Source organism: Exiguobacterium sp. s70 (assembly GCF_018618315.1).
In the GTDB taxonomy this organism is placed as follows: Bacteria; Bacillota; Bacilli; order Exiguobacteriales; family Exiguobacteriaceae; genus Exiguobacterium; species Exiguobacterium chiriqhucha.
Genome location: NZ_JACSLV010000004.1, coordinates 76,688 through 91,969, shown reverse-complemented (window position 1 = coordinate 91,969; position 15,282 = coordinate 76,688). Strand labels below are relative to the sequence as shown.

General features: G+C 52.3%; 14 protein-coding genes. 5 read left to right on the top strand and 9 right to left on the bottom strand.

Annotated features, from left to right (window positions below):
• Positions 1-109: 109 nt before the first annotated feature.
• Together KNP84_RS10670 and argH are read left to right on the top strand one after the other, a co-directional pair.
• Positions 110-1,321, top strand: a complete 1,212-nt coding sequence (locus tag KNP84_RS10670) for an argininosuccinate synthase (RefSeq protein WP_029595378.1) — start codon at positions 110-112, stop codon at positions 1,319-1,321.
• Complete coding sequence (gene argH / locus KNP84_RS10665) at positions 1,314-2,696, top strand: argininosuccinate lyase (protein ID WP_214835094.1); 1,383 nt, start codon at positions 1,314-1,316, stop codon at positions 2,694-2,696. Before KNP84_RS10670 ends, argH begins: the two co-directional genes overlap by 8 nt.
• Positions 2,697-2,764: 68 nt before the next feature.
• On the opposite strand, the gene KNP84_RS10660 is transcribed toward argH, so the two are convergent.
• Positions 2,765-4,219 carry a glycoside hydrolase family 1 protein gene (locus KNP84_RS10660; RefSeq protein WP_215114774.1) on the bottom strand — a complete coding sequence of 485 codons (1,455 nt, stop codon included), beginning with the start codon at positions 4,217-4,219 and terminating at the stop codon, positions 2,765-2,767.
• Between the two features lie 307 nt (positions 4,220-4,526).
• Here KNP84_RS10660 and KNP84_RS10655 point away from each other — a divergent pair, with 307 nt between their 5' ends.
• The 3 genes from KNP84_RS10655 to KNP84_RS10645 all read left to right on the top strand — a co-directional run bounded on the left by KNP84_RS10655 (position 4,527) and on the right by KNP84_RS10645 (position 6,615).
• Positions 4,527-5,612 carry a helix-turn-helix domain-containing protein gene (locus KNP84_RS10655; protein ID WP_215114773.1) on the top strand — a complete coding sequence of 362 codons (1,086 nt, stop codon included), beginning with the start codon at positions 4,527-4,529 and terminating at the stop codon, positions 5,610-5,612.
• A gap of 235 nt (positions 5,613-5,847) precedes the next feature.
• On the top strand, positions 5,848-6,363 hold the full coding sequence (locus tag KNP84_RS10650) for a biotin transporter BioY (RefSeq protein WP_251128675.1): 516 nt from the start codon (positions 5,848-5,850) through the stop codon (positions 6,361-6,363).
• A 63-nt stretch (positions 6,364-6,426) separates the two neighbouring features.
• Positions 6,427-6,615 carry a hypothetical protein gene (locus tag KNP84_RS10645; protein WP_021067555.1) on the top strand — a complete coding sequence of 63 codons (189 nt, stop codon included), beginning with the start codon at positions 6,427-6,429 and terminating at the stop codon, positions 6,613-6,615.
• 127 nt (positions 6,616-6,742) lie between these two features.
• Here KNP84_RS10645 and KNP84_RS10640 read toward each other — a convergent pair whose 3' ends face one another.
• The 8 genes from KNP84_RS10640 to KNP84_RS10605 form a co-directional block, all read right to left on the bottom strand.
• On the bottom strand, positions 6,743-7,591 hold the full coding sequence (locus tag KNP84_RS10640; RefSeq protein ID WP_215114772.1) for a sulfite exporter TauE/SafE family protein: 849 nt from the start codon (positions 7,589-7,591) through the stop codon (positions 6,743-6,745).
• 87 nt (positions 7,592-7,678) lie between these two features.
• Positions 7,679-7,957, bottom strand: coding sequence for a hypothetical protein (locus KNP84_RS10635; protein WP_215114771.1), 279 nt, complete (start codon positions 7,955-7,957; stop codon positions 7,679-7,681).
• Positions 7,958-8,054: 97 nt separating this feature from the next.
• Positions 8,055-8,813: a hypothetical protein gene (locus tag KNP84_RS10630; protein ID WP_215114770.1), complete on the bottom strand. Its 759-nt coding sequence runs from the start codon at positions 8,811-8,813 to the stop codon at positions 8,055-8,057.
• Between the two features lie 84 nt (positions 8,814-8,897).
• A complete protein-coding gene (locus tag KNP84_RS10625) occupies positions 8,898-9,308 on the bottom strand; it encodes a WapI family immunity protein (RefSeq protein ID WP_215114769.1) in 411 nt (136 codons plus the stop codon).
• Positions 9,309-9,399: 91 nt separating this feature from the next.
• The gene (locus KNP84_RS10620) at positions 9,400-10,287 is read right to left on the bottom strand and encodes an alpha/beta hydrolase (RefSeq protein ID WP_215114768.1); all 888 of its coding nucleotides are present in this window, start codon (positions 10,285-10,287) and stop codon (positions 9,400-9,402) included.
• Positions 10,288-10,327: 40 nt separating this feature from the next.
• Positions 10,328-11,110, bottom strand: a complete 783-nt coding sequence (locus tag KNP84_RS10615; protein ID WP_215114767.1) for an AAC(3) family N-acetyltransferase — start codon at positions 11,108-11,110, stop codon at positions 10,328-10,330.
• Positions 11,111-11,115: 5 nt separating this feature from the next.
• Entirely contained in the window at positions 11,116-14,127 is a 3,012-nt protein-coding gene (locus tag KNP84_RS10610; RefSeq protein ID WP_215114766.1) for an AAA family ATPase, read from the bottom strand.
• The gene (locus tag KNP84_RS10605; protein ID WP_215114765.1) at positions 14,124-15,230 is read right to left on the bottom strand and encodes an exonuclease SbcCD subunit D; all 1,107 of its coding nucleotides are present in this window, start codon (positions 15,228-15,230) and stop codon (positions 14,124-14,126) included. The genes KNP84_RS10610 and KNP84_RS10605 overlap by 4 nt, the downstream gene beginning before the upstream one ends.
• Positions 15,231-15,282 lie beyond the last annotated feature (52 nt).

Here is a 15,282-nt window from a genome sequence, read left to right as displayed (position 1 = left end):
GATTCTTTTTTTTTTCGCCAAAAAGGTTGCTTTACGGCGAAGCATACGTTAGAGTAATTCGTATATTTATAAATACAGATGAATAATTATGTATAAGGGGTGTAAGGAAATGAAACAAAAACTCGTATTAGCTTATTCAGGTGGACTTGATACATCGGTCGCAATCAAATGGTTGGATGAACAAGGGTATGACGTCATCGCCTGCTGTTTGAACGTCGGCGAAGGAAAAGACTTGGAACGCATTCAACAGAAAGCACTCAAAGTCGGGGCCGTCAAATCGGTCGTCATCGATGCGGTCGATGAATTCGTCAACGATTTCGCCCGTTACTCGATGCAGGCACATACGATGTATGAAGGCGTCTATCCGCTCGTCTCTGCCCTATCGCGCCCGCTCATCTCGAAGAAGCTAGTCGAGGTCGCACAAGCCGAAGGTGCCATCGCCGTCGCTCACGGATGCACGGGGAAAGGGAACGACCAAGTCCGGTTCGAAGTGTCGATCCATGCGCTCGACCCGTCGCTTGAAATCATCGCCCCGGTGCGGGAGTGGAAATGGTCGCGGGAAGAAGAGATTGCCTATGCGGCCGAGCACGGTATTCCAATCCCGATCGTCCAAGAAGAACCGTTCTCGATCGACCAAAACATTTGGGGCCGGGCCGTCGAATGCGGTATCCTCGAGGACCCTTGGGCCGCTCCACCAGCGAGTGCCTACGAATTGACGGCGCAACTCGAAGACACACCGAACGAACCGACGTATGTCGAAATCGAATTCAACGCCGGTGTACCGGTCGCCATCAATGGACAAGCGGCGACGTTCACAGCCATTCTTGAGCAGTTGAATATCGTCGCCGGGGCCCACGGCATCGGGAAAATCGACCATATCGAGAACCGGGTCGTCGGCATCAAATCGCGGGAAGTGTACGAGGCACCGGGTGCGATGACGCTCATCACCGCACACCAGGCGCTCGAGGCACTCACACTCGTCCGGGAAGTCGCCCATTTTAAACCGATCGTCGAACAGAAGTTGACAGAGACGATTTATAATGGCTTATGGTACTCACCATTGACGAAAGCACTCCTCGCCTTCATCGATGAGACGCAACAGACGGTGACAGGTACGGTCCGGATGAAACTGTTCAAAGGGCAAGCCATCGTCGACGGACGGAAATCGCCAATCTCGCTCTATGACGAGCACCTCGCGACATATACGTCAGCCGACACGTTCGACCAACAAGCGGCCGTAGGCTTCATCAAGTTATGGGGGCTGCCGACGAAAGTGCAAGCGGAAGTGCTCGCAGAGAAAGGAACGATGGTGCATGAGTAAATTATGGGGCGGCCGGTTCGAACAGACGGCCAGTGAATGGGTCGACGAGTTCGGGGCCTCGATTCATTTCGACGCCCAGCTCGTGTTAGAAGATATCGAAGGGAGCATCGCCCACGTGACGATGCTCGGGGAGCAACATATTTTGACAGCAGATGAAGTCGCGCAAATCGTCGCTGGTCTGAAGACGCTAGCCAAGAAGGCACAAGCGAGCGAATTGACGTTCAACGTCTTCCATGAAGATATTCATATGAACCTCGAGGCGTTGTTGCATGAAGAGATCGGGCCCGTCGCTGGAAAGATGCACACGGCCCGTAGCCGGAACGACCAGGTCGCGACCGATATGCACCTCTATTTGAAGCGCCGCGTCCTCGAGACAATCGAAGGGATTGAAGCCGTGCAGACGGCACTCTATGACCACGCCGCTCAAAACGTTGAGTCGATCATGCCGGGCTATACGCACTTGCAACGGGCCCAGCCGGTGTCGCTCGCCCATCACTTGCTCGCTTACTTCTGGATGCTCGAGCGCGACAAGGAGCGTTTCAGTGACAGCTTGAAACGGATCGACATGAGCCCGCTCGGTGCCGGGGCTCTCGCCGGGACGACGTTCCCGATCGACCGCCATCGTTCGGCCGAGTTGCTTGGCTTCGCAAACGTGTATCCGAACAGCCTGGACGCCGTCAGCGACCGTGATTTCATCTTGGAATTTTTATCGAACGCGTCGCTCCTCATGATGCACTTGTCACGGTTCTGCGAGGAGTTGATTCTTTGGAGCAGTGAAGAGTATCGGTTCATCACGATCTCTGACGTATTCTCAACGGGATCGAGCATGATGCCTCAGAAGAAGAACCCGGACATGGCCGAACTCGTCCGCGGGAAGTCGGGACGGGTCGTCGGCAATCTGATGGGGCTGCTAACCATCATGAAAGGCTTGCCGCTCGCCTATAACAAAGACCTGCAAGAAGACAAGGAAGGCATGTTTGACACCGTCAAGACGCTCCAAGGAAGCCTCAGCATCATGGCCGGCATGATTCAAGACATGACGTTCCACACGGACATGATGAAACAAGCGACCGAGCGCGATTTTTCGAACGCAACCGAGCTCGCCGACTATTTGACGGCGAAAGGCATGCCTTTCCGGGAGGCGCATGAAGTGACGGGGACACTCGTCCGCTACTGTATCGATCATCGTCTGTATTTGGCGGAGCTGCCGATTGAAACGTATCATGCCCACTCTGGATTGATTGAACAGGACGTGTACGAGGCACTCTCTCCGGTGACGGCCGTCAAACGTCGCAACAGCTACGGCGGAACAGGGTTCGACTCCGTCCGTACGCAATTGAGCGAAGCAAAAGCCAAGTTACCGACCAACGTGTAACGAATAAATCAAAACAAGCGTCCGTTCCGCGAGGAATGGACGCTTGTTCATGTTGATGACTCCGTTGATTACAATTGTTCACCATTCGATGCAATCACTTGCTTATACCAATCAAATGACTTTTTCTTCTTTCGCTCGAGCGTGCCGTTGCCATAGTCGTCTTGATCGACATAGATAAAGCCGTAACGTTTTGACATCTCCGACGTACTTGCGCTGATGAGATCGATGCATCCCCAGCTCGTATACCCGATCAAGTCGACACCTTCTTCAATCGCTTGTCCCATTTGCTCGATATGGGCCCGCAAATATTCGATCCGGTAGTCATCGTTGATTGTACCGTCTGCTTCGACGACATCGTATGCGCCCAATCCATTCTCGACGATGAACAACGGCATCTGATAACGGTCATACATCTTCTTCAAGGTGATGCGTAACCCTTTCGGATCAATCTGCCATCCCCAATCGGACGCCTCCAAATAAGGATTCTTGATGCCACTGAAGAAGTTTCCTTTTTGTTTCGCCTTCTCAGGGGCACCGCTGGCGACCATCGACATATAATAGCTGAAGGAGATGAAGTCGACGGTGTGCTGTGACAAAATCTCTTCATCTCCTGGCAGCACTTCAATCGAGATATCATGTTTGTCGAAATAGCTTAACATGAAGCTCGGATAATATCCGCGCGCTTGCACGTCGGTAAAGAACAAGTTCATTTGATCTTCTTCGAGCGCAGCTAACACATCGTCTGGATTACTCGTTTCCGGGTACACTTCCATTCGGGCGAGCATACAGCCGATTTGCGAATTTGGAATGATTTCATGACATGCGCGTACGGCACGAGCACTCGCCACGAATTGATGATGAAGCGCTTGGTACACAGTCGCCTCCACATTCTCGACGCGATCGACTAAAATCCCACTCCCGATGTATGGTGACATCGTCGAGACGTTAATCTCATTGAACGTCAGCCAATACTTTACTTTATCCTTGTAACGAGTGAAGACGGTCTCTGCGTAATGGACAAACAAGTCAACGAGCCGACGGTCCGCCCAGCCGTTATATTTTTTGACGAGTGTGAGTGGCAATTCATAATGCGACAATGTCACAAGCGGCTCGATCCCGTACTTGAGCAGTTCATCAAAGACACGATCATAAAACGCTAGCCCTTCTGCGTTTGGTTCGAGCTCATCCCCGTTCGGGAAAATCCGAGGCCATGAAATCGACATCCGGAACGTCTTAAAACCCATCTCGGCGAAGAGAGCGATGTCTTCTTCATAGCGATGATAAAAATCGATTCCGCGACGTTTTGGGAAATTCGCCCCATCGTCAGCCGCTAACAGTCGCTCGAGTTCGGCTTCACTCTTCACGTCCATCTCGATTTCAGCTGTACGCGCTTCTTTAGGGACGAATGTCACCATATCGAAAATGGATAGACCTTTCCCTCCTTCTTTGTAAGCTCCTTCTAATTGATTGGCCGCCGTTGCGCCACCCCATAAAAAGCCTTCTGGAAATCGATGTGTACTCATATGTAATACTCCTCTCTTCATTGAACACTTTTTTTGATACGGTCTAGCAGTCGAGGTTCGGCTCTGTAATCGTTTGCATTTCTGCTTGTTTGTAGTGTACTCATTCCCATTCAGATTTTTTTGTATTTATTTATCATTTTTAGTAAATTTGTAATACAATTTGCAGATACACCTAATCGATAGGAGAGATGATTTGATGGATGTGAATCAGAGAGACACGAATCAGGATTACACGTATTGGTGCCGGTTGTTGCATCAGACTACCCATCTGTCCGTGTTATTTTACAATGACCGATTATCGTTACAGATGGCGTATCCAGAAACATCATTCATTCCCCCTTCTTTACGTCAACTTCTGGAGCGGATAACTCTCTTAAATGAGCCTTCTAACATACCGGTTTGGCGTCGTCTCAATTCGAACGAACAGGTCGTGACGTTGGTCATCACCGACAACGAGCAGCCGATTGGCCTTTTCATTCTCGGTCCGTGTCTGGATTCGGCAGAAGTGGAACCGAACAGTTTTACGAATGGCTTTCCTGTTTTTTCGCGACAAGACCTACTGCATGTAGCCGTGCTCGCGACCTCGATTTTGACCACGAGACGACTCTCTACGTCCGATGTCGTCCTAGATGAGGATTCGTCCAAGCGTCGCACGACAACCGAGGATACGAAAACCTATGAACGAGAGCTGTTCAAAAACAGGCAAGACATTTCATTCCACGCGACGTATCAATCTGAGCGGATGACGTTACGGTGTGTCAAGGAAGGCCAGAAGGAAGAATTACTTCAGCGACTGGCATCACCCGATCGCGATGGACGAATCGGAGTGCTCTCAAAACAGAGCACTTTACGAAATGAAAAAAACCTTCATATTTCTACTATCACGTTAGCGACACGTTATGCGATCGAAGGAGGGCTTCATCCGGAAACGGCATATACGATGAGCGATCACTATATTCAAGGGGCCGAAGAACTTCGAACGATTGAAGCTGTACAACGTTACACCAAAGAGGCGTTATGCGAATTCACGGATCAAGTAAACAAATCAAAACAGCTTCGACATAGCGCCCCAATCATCAAATGCCAGTCGTACGTCTTTAAACATCTGTATGACGCCATCTCCTTACAAGACGTCGCTCGATTCGTGAATCTTCATCCCAACTATTTGTCGTCCCTGTTTAAGAAAGAAGTCGGGCTTTCGTTCACAGAGTATGTGTTGCGAGAAAAGATAGCGGAAGCCAAAAAACTGTTAAAGTACACCGATTCCTCTCTTTCTGAAATTTATACATGGCTTAATTTCCACGACCAGAGCCATTTCACAAAAGTCTTTAAAACCTACACGGGCACGACTCCCAAACAATTCAAGCAACACGAGCACATGCCAACGATGTGAATTTGAATCTCCAACATATGGAGTTAGTTTCACGCTCAACGTTAAAAGTGTCCGTAGGCGTAAAAACATCCTCAATACGCCGTGGTTTGGAGTGTCTGCCTAAAGCTGAATTTGTAGGCTCAAGCTGTATACGACCAGGTACTTAGTTTAGTACTTGCCAACTTCTTACGATGATGTTAACCTAACTTTAGTCAACGTTAACAGAAAAGGGGTTTACATAGTGAAAATTCATGATATGACACAAATTGCTATCGGTGCCGCGCTGCTCGCTAGCATCGGTTCGATTGCCATCCCAATCGGTCCGGTTCCAATTACCCTACAAATGCTCGGTATCATGACGGTCGCTTCCGTCCTAGGTGCCAAAAAAGGCGGGCTCGCCGTCGTCGTCTATCTCTTGCTCGGCTTAATCGGCCTTCCAGTACTCAGCGGTTCGGGCGGACTTGCCCCGTTCGTCGGTCCGACGGTCGGATACTTGCTCGCCTTCCCAATCGCGGCCTTTTTGATTGGCTGGTCATCGGAACGGCATCGTTCGTTCCCTGCCCTCATCGGCTACAACGTCTTATTTGGACTCGGTCTTGTCTATTTGCTCGGCAGTCTTGGGTTGCAAGCCGTGTTTGGCATGACGTTCATCGATGCGCTCAAAGTGAACATTCCGTTCATCATCGGCGACTTAATCAAAGCAGTGTTGGCGGCAGCTATCGCTTATAAAGTGTCCACCAACCCTCAAATGCGCAAAACCCTCGCCTCTTGAAGGTTCAAACGTTTCAGCGGAAAGTATAGGTGGAACGTATATAGTATGGAAGGGGGTGTCCTTATGAGCGATTCGACGTTTAAAAAACGTTTGGCTAAAGCGACCCATCGCTTTCCGAAAGGACAACGACGCGGGAAAGACGAGACGCGGCACGAGAAGCGCGATATCGAGGCGTTCGAACGACGTCTGCGGGAAGCGAAAAGTAAAGTCGGAGAGATTCAAGAAAACATTGACCATATTGCCAGACGTTAAAACCTCGTCCTCGGATGGGGTTTTTTACTGTGCTGAACTGGTTAAGAATGCTTGGTACGTCGCATCGATCGAATAGCCTTAGTATATCCCCACAAACAAACCCCCGTCCGTAGACGAGGGTTTGGGATCACTTCGAACGCGGTCGGATGAACAGCGCGACGATGAACGAGAGCGCGAGCACGACGAGCAGTCCGAGCGAGATATCGTTATAACCGAGCAAATTGAGGGCGACACTGATGGCGACGGCGACATAGAAGCCACCGAGCGCCTTTTTGACGAGTTGCGAACTGAACCGCTGCAACTGTTTCGCCCCAATCGGTGAACCAATCATCGCACCGGTGATGAGCGCCAAGCCGTGCCAATAGTTCGCATCGGCTCCGGCGACGGCATAGTTGATCACGCCCGAGACGACGATGAGGAACGCCGCGGCGATACTCGTCCCGACGGCCCGTTTCATCTCGGTGTTGAGTAACTTAACTTGAAGTGGCGTCAATACGAACCCACCGCTGACACCCATAAGTGACGAGATGAATCCGCCGAACAACCCGATGAACCCGAGGCGTGGGACCGACTCCGAACCGACGCTACCCTCTTCGTGCTGTTTCGACCGGAAGAACGAGACGGCGAAATACGTCAACAGTGCGATATAGGCGAGCGAGATGACCGGCTTCGCGCCGTCGAGTGTCTCTAGATAAAATACGAGCGGCGTCGCCACCCACGTCCCGACGACCCCGAACGCGCCAATCAAGAGGGCGTGTTTCGGATTGACGTTCTTTAATTTGATGTGGGAGATCGTGCCGGCCGTCGTCGACCCGAGCGTGAGCATGAGACTGAGGGCGATGGCCGCGCTCGCCTCGTATCCGAAGACGAGCAAGAGCGGCGTGAGTAAAATCCCGCCCCCGATGCCGAAGAATCCGCTCAAAATTCCGATGAGCGTTCCGAGCAAAAGAAACGATAGTAATGCTGTGACGTCCATGAACAAACCTTCTTTCTTTCCTTTTCATAACTAATCATAACAAAAAAGGAGCGCATGTTGCGCCCCGTAAAATCAATTTTGTATCTGTCACGGGTACAAGTCTTCCTCCTGCAAGTAGCCAATGAATAAATCTTGCAGGTACCCTTCCGTGTCAATATCATCGAGTAGCAATTTCGCTTCAATGTCTGAATCATTCAGTGGCGAACTACCGTCAATCACCCCGAAGACGTGAGAGACCGTATCTACCATCACGACTTCAACGATATGCATCATCAACCGTTGTTGTTCCGGATCCATCTGTTGATACATATGAATTGCTTGACTATACAGGTCGATATCTGATAGTGAAACTTCTTCTTCATACATATCCTTATAGCCTGAAAGGGCATCTTATACGACGGTCGCGTAAACATCTTTTACAAATTCTTCTGTTTTTACTTCCACCTCATTAGCTCCTTCTGTCTCAAACGTCATTGACCGAGAAGTCAGAAGACCGCAGCCGCTCCGCCTCTCTCATCAAGTCTTCATCAATCACTTTTCTCAATAATACGCCGGGTCCGATATGCGTCCGGACCGCTTCACGTCGTGCCACGAAGCGTAGGTCGTCGAAAGCCTCGGTCAGTTGAAAATACGTTCCATCCGCTCCAGTATCAACCGCTACCCAATCATACGCTTCAATCATTTCGATGTTTCCATGCTCTAGTAACGCGTGACTCCAATAGTTCATCCAACTCACCTCACGCACTTTCAAGAACCAGAAATCATCCCGTTCTTCATACGTCCAGAACATCTTCTCGTTTAAAAGTTGGTCTGTATCGACAAATACGTCCCTATCCAAATCTAGTTCAATCGATGCCCGATAAGGTCTCCACGTCTCACATACAAAGCGAAACAAGTCTGTCCATTTGGCTTGTTCCAACTGAAATTGCTGTTTACTGATTGCAAAGTGAAAGCCTGCACTGCCTGGCAATCCGCCTCGAGGGTAAATATTCATGTAACTCTTCCGTTTCTCTAATCTGCCGATAAAACTATAGGTATCCTCGAATCCTTCAATCCACATTTCTTTAAATGTTTCTTTAGTGAATGATTGCTTGACCGGCTCGAAAAATCCAATTCTTGATAGTTGTACCTCAAACTGGTTCAACAACTGCAAAAAGTTCTCTGCGTAATTTCTTGTCCCAATGTCATCTTCAAAACAGAACCTTAACGAAATCGTCTCCATACCTACCACTCCATTATTCATTAGTTCCAGCAAATTTATAGAATATGTGACTGCTTCCTAATTGTTTACTTATCTCAACGTGAGTCAAGGTAGAAACGGCGGCGGCAAGATATCAGTCATCTCTTGCTCCAACTGTTTATAGAACTGTTCCATCTCCTCTTTCGGGAAGAAGAATGCATCCACCCGCTTCGGTCCACTCCTGGCCCAGAACGTCCATTTATATAAGGCGTCCGCCTTACGTTCAATCCTCAAGACGAAATACGGTTCAATTGGATTGAGTAAATACTTGTCCGAGGTACCTTCTAGCAATCTTCTCATATGAAACAAAAAATCTTGGAACTCGGATTTGAGGAGCAACGAGCCATAAAACTTGAAGATGAATAGCTGTTCTACCTCAATCGTGAACAAGGAGGCGATAAACACGTCTTCCCCTTCTTCTGAATATTTTCTTGGGAACAATTCAATCGTTACGTCCTTATGTTGAATCTTCGCCATATGCCCACTCCAATCGGTTTCACATTACCTATCGACGCCGAGCCGATGACTCTTCTCGCAAAAAGAGTCCAGGTTTCCCTAGACTCTTCGTTTACAATACACGCTCTAAAAACTTAAATACCGTCTGGCGATATTCGGTTTGGAACGAGCGATGCGACTGCACGTGCCCATCATTCTCGGTCACCCACAGTTCGACATCCTCGCCGGCTTTGGCTAATTTCTCGCTCTCGCTTACGGGAATGGCATCGTCACCTTGACTATGAATCAATAACACCGGTGCCTCGATTTGAGCCATATCGTCAATCGGTTTGACCACATCCGCGTCGAGCCCCGTGAACCAAGGCGTCACCGTCATGATGACCGGTGTGAACGGGAAGTTCGGTAAATCGCTCCATACCGGCAGATTCGTCTCGAGATAGCCGCGGAGGTCACTGAACGGGCTATCGGCGATGACGGCGGCGACATCGGTCTCGTCAGCCGTCGCGAGTGCCGTCGCGGCACCCATCGAAACCCCATATAAGACGATGGGCCCGTCCGAGCGCTCTTTCGCGTACGCGATGGCGGCAGCAAGGTCAGATTGCTCCTTCGCCCCGACCGTCACGCGATCCCCTTCTGAAATTCCGGAGCCGCGAAAGTCGAACGTCAAAAACTGATATCCTTGCTCATGGAATTCCGGAATCAATTCTTTGAGCGGCAAATCGGATTGTTCACGGTTCTTCCCGTAGCCATGCGCGAAGACAATCGTCGCACGCGGCGTCGGGTGCGGGATCCACCAGCCGTATAAATCCTGTTGATCCTCTGATTCGATCGTGATGTTCTCATACTTGACGCCTAGCGTCTTCGGGGTGAACGTCAACGTCTCCCGTTCAGGTGACGTCAATTGATCCCCGATGTGGGCCGAGATGCCCACGACGGCAAGAAACGCGACGAGAACCAACACCCCGACGGCGATTCCCATATATTTGACCCAGCGATTCATCGCAGTGCCCCTCTCCTAAGTATAGTTCGCATCAGCCGTCTCACCGGAGCCAGCTCCGTAAGGCGACGAGCGCATGTTGTACCGGCTCCCACGTCTCAGACGGGATGACGTAACATGTCGCCTCGTGAATCGTGAACGTCTTGACGTCCGCACGTTTGACGATATTCTCGCCAATGGCACCGAACGGGTCACTGTTGACGTCGGTATGCTCGAACGTCTTCCACACCCGTTGACCGTTCTCCACTAACGCACATTCGAACGGCTTCACCGGACCCTCAATCCCGTATTCGGCATAATGCCATAACGTTGTCGCATCGAGCGGCGAACCGAGATGTAATATTTTCGCATCGCGGTCAATCATCCGTTCAATCGGCGATCCTGGCCCGAAGCCGACGTCGAGCGTATGTCCAGCCACGATGTGTTCGGCGTCCCGTCCCCACGCGGCGACCGACCACATCGGGTGATCGCTCCGGAACACTTCCGGATACGAGCGGAACAGCTCTGGGACACGACCCATCCCTCGGGTCGCTGTTTTCGCCGGGTCATACGCTGGCATCTCATCACGGATGGTCTGCCACCATTCGACCGGGACCGGTGGGGCTTCCCATTCAGCGGGATTTGAATTATCCCCGCTCTGGGTCGCCATCATGATGAGCCCGTCCGGTCCGACCGCTTCTTGGAGCGCCTCGATGACCGTCTGGGGCCCGCCGCACACCCAGCCAAGTTTTGATAGCGACGTGTGGACGAATAGTGCGTCCCCTCGTCGAATGCCCGCCTCTTGCAGATGGGCCACTAACGTTGTTTTCGTTTCCATATGTTTCATCGATCTCACTCCACGATGAGCTGGATCGTTGATCCGCTCCTTGATTTCTTGACTTCAATCCGGGCGTCGACCCGGTCTTTCAATTCTTGGACGTGGCTGATGACCCCGACGAGCCGGCCGCTCGATTGCAGCGACATGAGCAATTCAATCGCTTGATCGAGCGATTCGGCGTCGAGCGTCCCGAAGCCTTCATCGATCAGCATCGTCTCGAGACTGACCCCACCACTCAACTGCTGGACGACCTCGGCCAATCCGAGGGCGAGCGAGAGCGATGCCTTGAACCCTTCGCCGCCCGATAAGTTTTGGACCCGGCGTGACTGGCCGGTATAGGCGTCAAAGACTAATAATTCGAGACCGGACTTGGCATTTCCTTTCGCCGTCTCAATTTTTCGCTCTAATTGGAACTGTCCGCTCGTCATTTGATCGAGATGGACGTTGGCCGCATGGAGAATTTGATCGAAGAACGCCGTCTGCACGTACGTCTCGAACGTCAATTTTTGCGGATTCAGGCCCCGTCCGGTGTCGGCAATCAATTTGACCGTCTCCAGATTCCGTTGATCCTCATCCGTCTTCTCCCGTAACGCGTTCCATTCGGCGACGATGTGACGATGGCGTTTCAATTGCCCGTCCGCCGTCACGAGTTGTTCGGACAGCGTTTCGAACGAACGGCCCTCTTCGTGCAACTTCTCCTGGAGCCGTTCAAGGTCTGGTCGCGGGCGGTCCCCGATTTTCTCGTTCAGCGCCTTGACGGCGTGTTCGAGCCGGACACCTTCCTCAAGCTCAGTTGCTTGGCGCTCGCGTAGTTCGGGCAGTTGCTCGACGCGCAAGCGATACTCCTTGAACACAGCTTCAGTCAACTCAATTCTCTCGAAAGCGGCCTCAAGTTCAGCCGTCGCTTCGGAAAGACGAGCATGTTCGAACTCGAGTTGTTCGCCAAGGAGACGGAGTCGCTCCGCTTCCCCCCACTTCAATCGATTCAATTCTTCAAGCCGACGTTCATACGTCTCCACGTTTCGTTCGATGTGAGCGAGTCGCGTCGCGAGCTGATTCCGCTCGGTCTGCAACATCTCTAACGTCGTCCCATCCGGTTGACGCATCGACTGAAGCTTCTCTTGGACGGTTTGGAGCTGTTCGAACAACTTCTGTCGTTCTTCAGCCTGCACACGCTTCGCCGTCTCGAGTTGCTTCAATTCGGTTGTGGTCGACCGCAGGAGACGCTCCATCCGTTGTCGTTCTTCGGCTTCTTCACGCAACTGACGGATGCGGGCGTCTTGGTGTTGCATCGCAGTGTCAGCCGCACCATCGAGCTTCAACTCAAGTCGAGCGAGATCGCGTTCACGGATCAGTTCATCGAGTTGGCGTTTGAGCGCCCGATAATCCGCCCGAGCTTCATGGAGGTCGGCCTCAATCCGTTTCAGTGTCTCAACGGCTGAGCGATGACCAGTTTGGTCGATGGACGTCCCCGTTCGCTCGACGTGTCCGTGGGTCAATGAACCGCAGACCGGACAAGGATCCCCCGCTTCGAGTCGCTCGCGCAGCGTGTCGGCCATAAGCGCATGCTCGGCCTCGACGAATTGGTCGACCTGTTTCGTCTGGGCGGTGAATTGTCGTTGGACTTCCTTCCCGTTGCGTTCACAGGCACCGAGTCGTTCCGTGACCTCTGCCACTTTCGACTCGAGTCGAACCTGATGTTGAAGCTGACTATACAGTCGTTCGGCCTCGACGAGTTGGTCTGGTGCCGGTGCGTGTTCCAGTTTAGCCGCAAGTTCGCCTTCGGTCGCTTGGAGCTCCTGGAGACGCGCTTCTTCTGAGAACAGACTGAGGGGCTCCAACCGGCGTTTCAAGTCATCCCGACGTCTAGTGGCCCGGTGCCATTCATCGACATAGGGCAACATCTCGTCAATCGCATTGACGCGACTTGTGGCTTGGTCTGCCTCCTGGCGCATGCTCGTGATGGCCTCTGCTTCTGCCTTCAACTCCTCCAACTGTCTCGTGTAGCCTTCGTCTCGTTGACGGGATACATCGCGTTCACGGGTCAACCGTTCGATATCGTGACGCACCGTTTCGGTACGTTGATAGAGCGGGCTGACGCTCGCCACTTGTTCAAGTCGCAAGATGAGCGCCTGGCGTTCTTCGCGTGCTTGTGCCGCTTGGCGGAATGCTTGGAGCGCGGTTGCGCGCACGTCCCGCTCTTCCATCAACTCGGCGAGCGCGGTCGCCTGATTCACTTCTCGTCGCAACGCCTCGAGTCGTTCCTCACCAGTCCGGCGCTGAGCCTGTAACGTGTCCCGAGCCGCCAAGAGTCGCTCCTCCCGGGCGTCGAGCCACGTCACGATTTCAGGCAAGTTGCGGGTCGACATGTCCTCGACGGCCTCGTCTTCGAGTTCCAACAGTTTTAAACGCGTCGTCTCGACCGCCCATTCGACGCGTTTGCGGTACTTGCCGTAACGTTCGATCCAATCCTCCTGAAAGGCGCGGTACGCCTCCGTCTTGAAGATTGATTGCAGAATCTGTTGCTTCTTCGTCGAATCGGAATCGAGGAGCTGACGGAACTGGTTCTGCGGCAACAGCAAGATTTGACTGAACTGCTCATAGCTTAGCTGCAACAACGATTCAATCGTCTGTTCGACGTCGTTCACTTTCGTTGCCAACGGTTTCCATGTTTCTTTCCATTCATAGAGCACCGCCTCGTGCGGAATCGGCGTCTTATTTTTCGGGTGCGGTTGTTGCGGCTGGCGGACGATCCGATACCGTTCGTCGCGAATCGTGAACGTGAAGTCGATTTCAGTCTTCCGTTCCGGGTCCGCATATTGGCTTCGGAAATCGCTGGCGTTCCGGAGTGCCCCGCTGGCCCGACCATAGAGCGCGAACGTCATCGCGTCAAAAATGGTCGTCTTTCCGGCACCGGTCCGGCCGCTGATGACGAACATCGAACGTCCTTCAAGCTGCGTAAAATCGATTTGTTCCGTCTCGGCGTAAGGACCGAAGGCGGTGATGGTCAATTGTTCCGGTCTCAAATCGATTCCTCCCCTTCTAAGAAACGTTGCACCGTCGCATCGGCATCGCGGCCGTGGACGGCTTTAAAGAAGTCCATATATACATCTTCGACCGATTGCCGCTCGAGCTTCTCACGTTCGAAGCGAGACGTCTGGTCTTGGCGACGCAACAACTCGAGTTCGAGGTGTAAGATGTTCGGATAGACGGTCCGCAACTTCGCCATCGGGTCGAATAACGCACGTTCATCGGTCAAGACGATTTTCAAATAGTCGTCGACGGCCTCATCTTGATAAAACGACGGGTCGAGTAGCTCGTTCAGCGTCCCGGTCAAAATGCGCAAGTCTCGTCGCGCTTTTAGCGGGCGCCGACGGCGTGTCCATGTCCCGTCCCATTCGATGACGTCGATCGATTTCACATGGGACGCCTCGGAGAACGAATATTTCATGAGCGAGCCGCTGTACGCGACCCGGTCGTCGCGGATGGCGTCACGGTTATGCAAGTGTCCGAGTGCCGTATAGCCGAACGGCGCGTATAATCCTTTGGCGACTTGCCCTGCCGTCCCGACGGACAGCTGCCGTTCGGAATCGGTCTCGAGTCCACCGGCGACGAAACTGTGGCTGACGGCGACCGCGCGTGCATCAATCGCCCCGTATGAGTCAATGACTGCGGCGAGTGCGTCATGATGGGTCCGAATCGACTCGTCGCCGAACGCATAACGGATGCGCGCCGGCTCAAGGAACGGCATCAAATAAAATGGGATGTCGTTCACGACAATCGGCCCTGTGCCCGGGTCAACCTTCCCGACGATATGGAGACCGACTTTCGTCAACAGTTTGGAGCTGTATTGGAGCCGCTCGGCCGAATCATGATTGCCGGCGATGGCGAGCACAGGGATACCCCGCTCGAGGACGAGCGCGCGCCACATCTCATCGAGCAGATCGACGGCCTCAACGGGCGGCACGGCCCGATCATATAAATCACCGGCGACGACGATGGCGTCAGGCTTCTCCTCGTCGACGATGTGTAAGAAAGACTCAAATAAAATGATTTGTTGTTCTTCTGTCATATGGCGGCCGTGGACGATTTTACCTAAATGCCAATCGGCCGTATGTATCCATTTCATGCGACTTCACCTCTGATTCCATTCTAGCATTATTCCGGTGTACGATTCGACG

Excerpts from the sequence above, each read along its gene's own strand:
- KNP84_RS10670 (WP_029595378.1), top strand. The coding sequence starts at position 110 with ATGAAACAAAAACTCGTATTAGCTTATTCAGGTGGACTTGATACATCG.
- argH (WP_214835094.1), top strand. The coding sequence starts at position 1,314 with ATGAGTAAATTATGGGGCGGCCGGTTCGAACAGACGGCCAGTGAATGG.
- KNP84_RS10660 (WP_215114774.1), bottom strand. The coding sequence starts at position 4,219 with ATGAGTACACATCGATTTCCAGAAGGCTTTTTATGGGGTGGCGCAACG.
- KNP84_RS10655 (WP_215114773.1), top strand. The coding sequence starts at position 4,527 with ATGGCGTATCCAGAAACATCATTCATTCCCCCTTCTTTACGTCAACTT.
- KNP84_RS10650 (WP_251128675.1), top strand. The coding sequence starts at position 5,848 with ATGACACAAATTGCTATCGGTGCCGCGCTGCTCGCTAGCATCGGTTCG.
- KNP84_RS10645 (WP_021067555.1), top strand. The coding sequence starts at position 6,427 with ATGAGCGATTCGACGTTTAAAAAACGTTTGGCTAAAGCGACCCATCGC.
- KNP84_RS10640 (WP_215114772.1), bottom strand. The coding sequence starts at position 7,591 with ATGGACGTCACAGCATTACTATCGTTTCTTTTGCTCGGAACGCTCATC.
- KNP84_RS10635 (WP_215114771.1), bottom strand. The coding sequence starts at position 7,957 with ATGTATGAAGAAGAAGTTTCACTATCAGATATCGACCTGTATAGTCAA.
- KNP84_RS10630 (WP_215114770.1), bottom strand. The coding sequence starts at position 8,813 with ATGGAGACGATTTCGTTAAGGTTCTGTTTTGAAGATGACATTGGGACA.
- KNP84_RS10625 (WP_215114769.1), bottom strand. The coding sequence starts at position 9,308 with ATGGCGAAGATTCAACATAAGGACGTAACGATTGAATTGTTCCCAAGA.
- KNP84_RS10620 (WP_215114768.1), bottom strand. The coding sequence starts at position 10,287 with ATGAATCGCTGGGTCAAATATATGGGAATCGCCGTCGGGGTGTTGGTT.
- KNP84_RS10615 (WP_215114767.1), bottom strand. The coding sequence starts at position 11,110 with ATGAAACATATGGAAACGAAAACAACGTTAGTGGCCCATCTGCAAGAG.
- KNP84_RS10605 (WP_215114765.1), bottom strand. The coding sequence starts at position 15,230 with ATGAAATGGATACATACGGCCGATTGGCATTTAGGTAAAATCGTCCAC.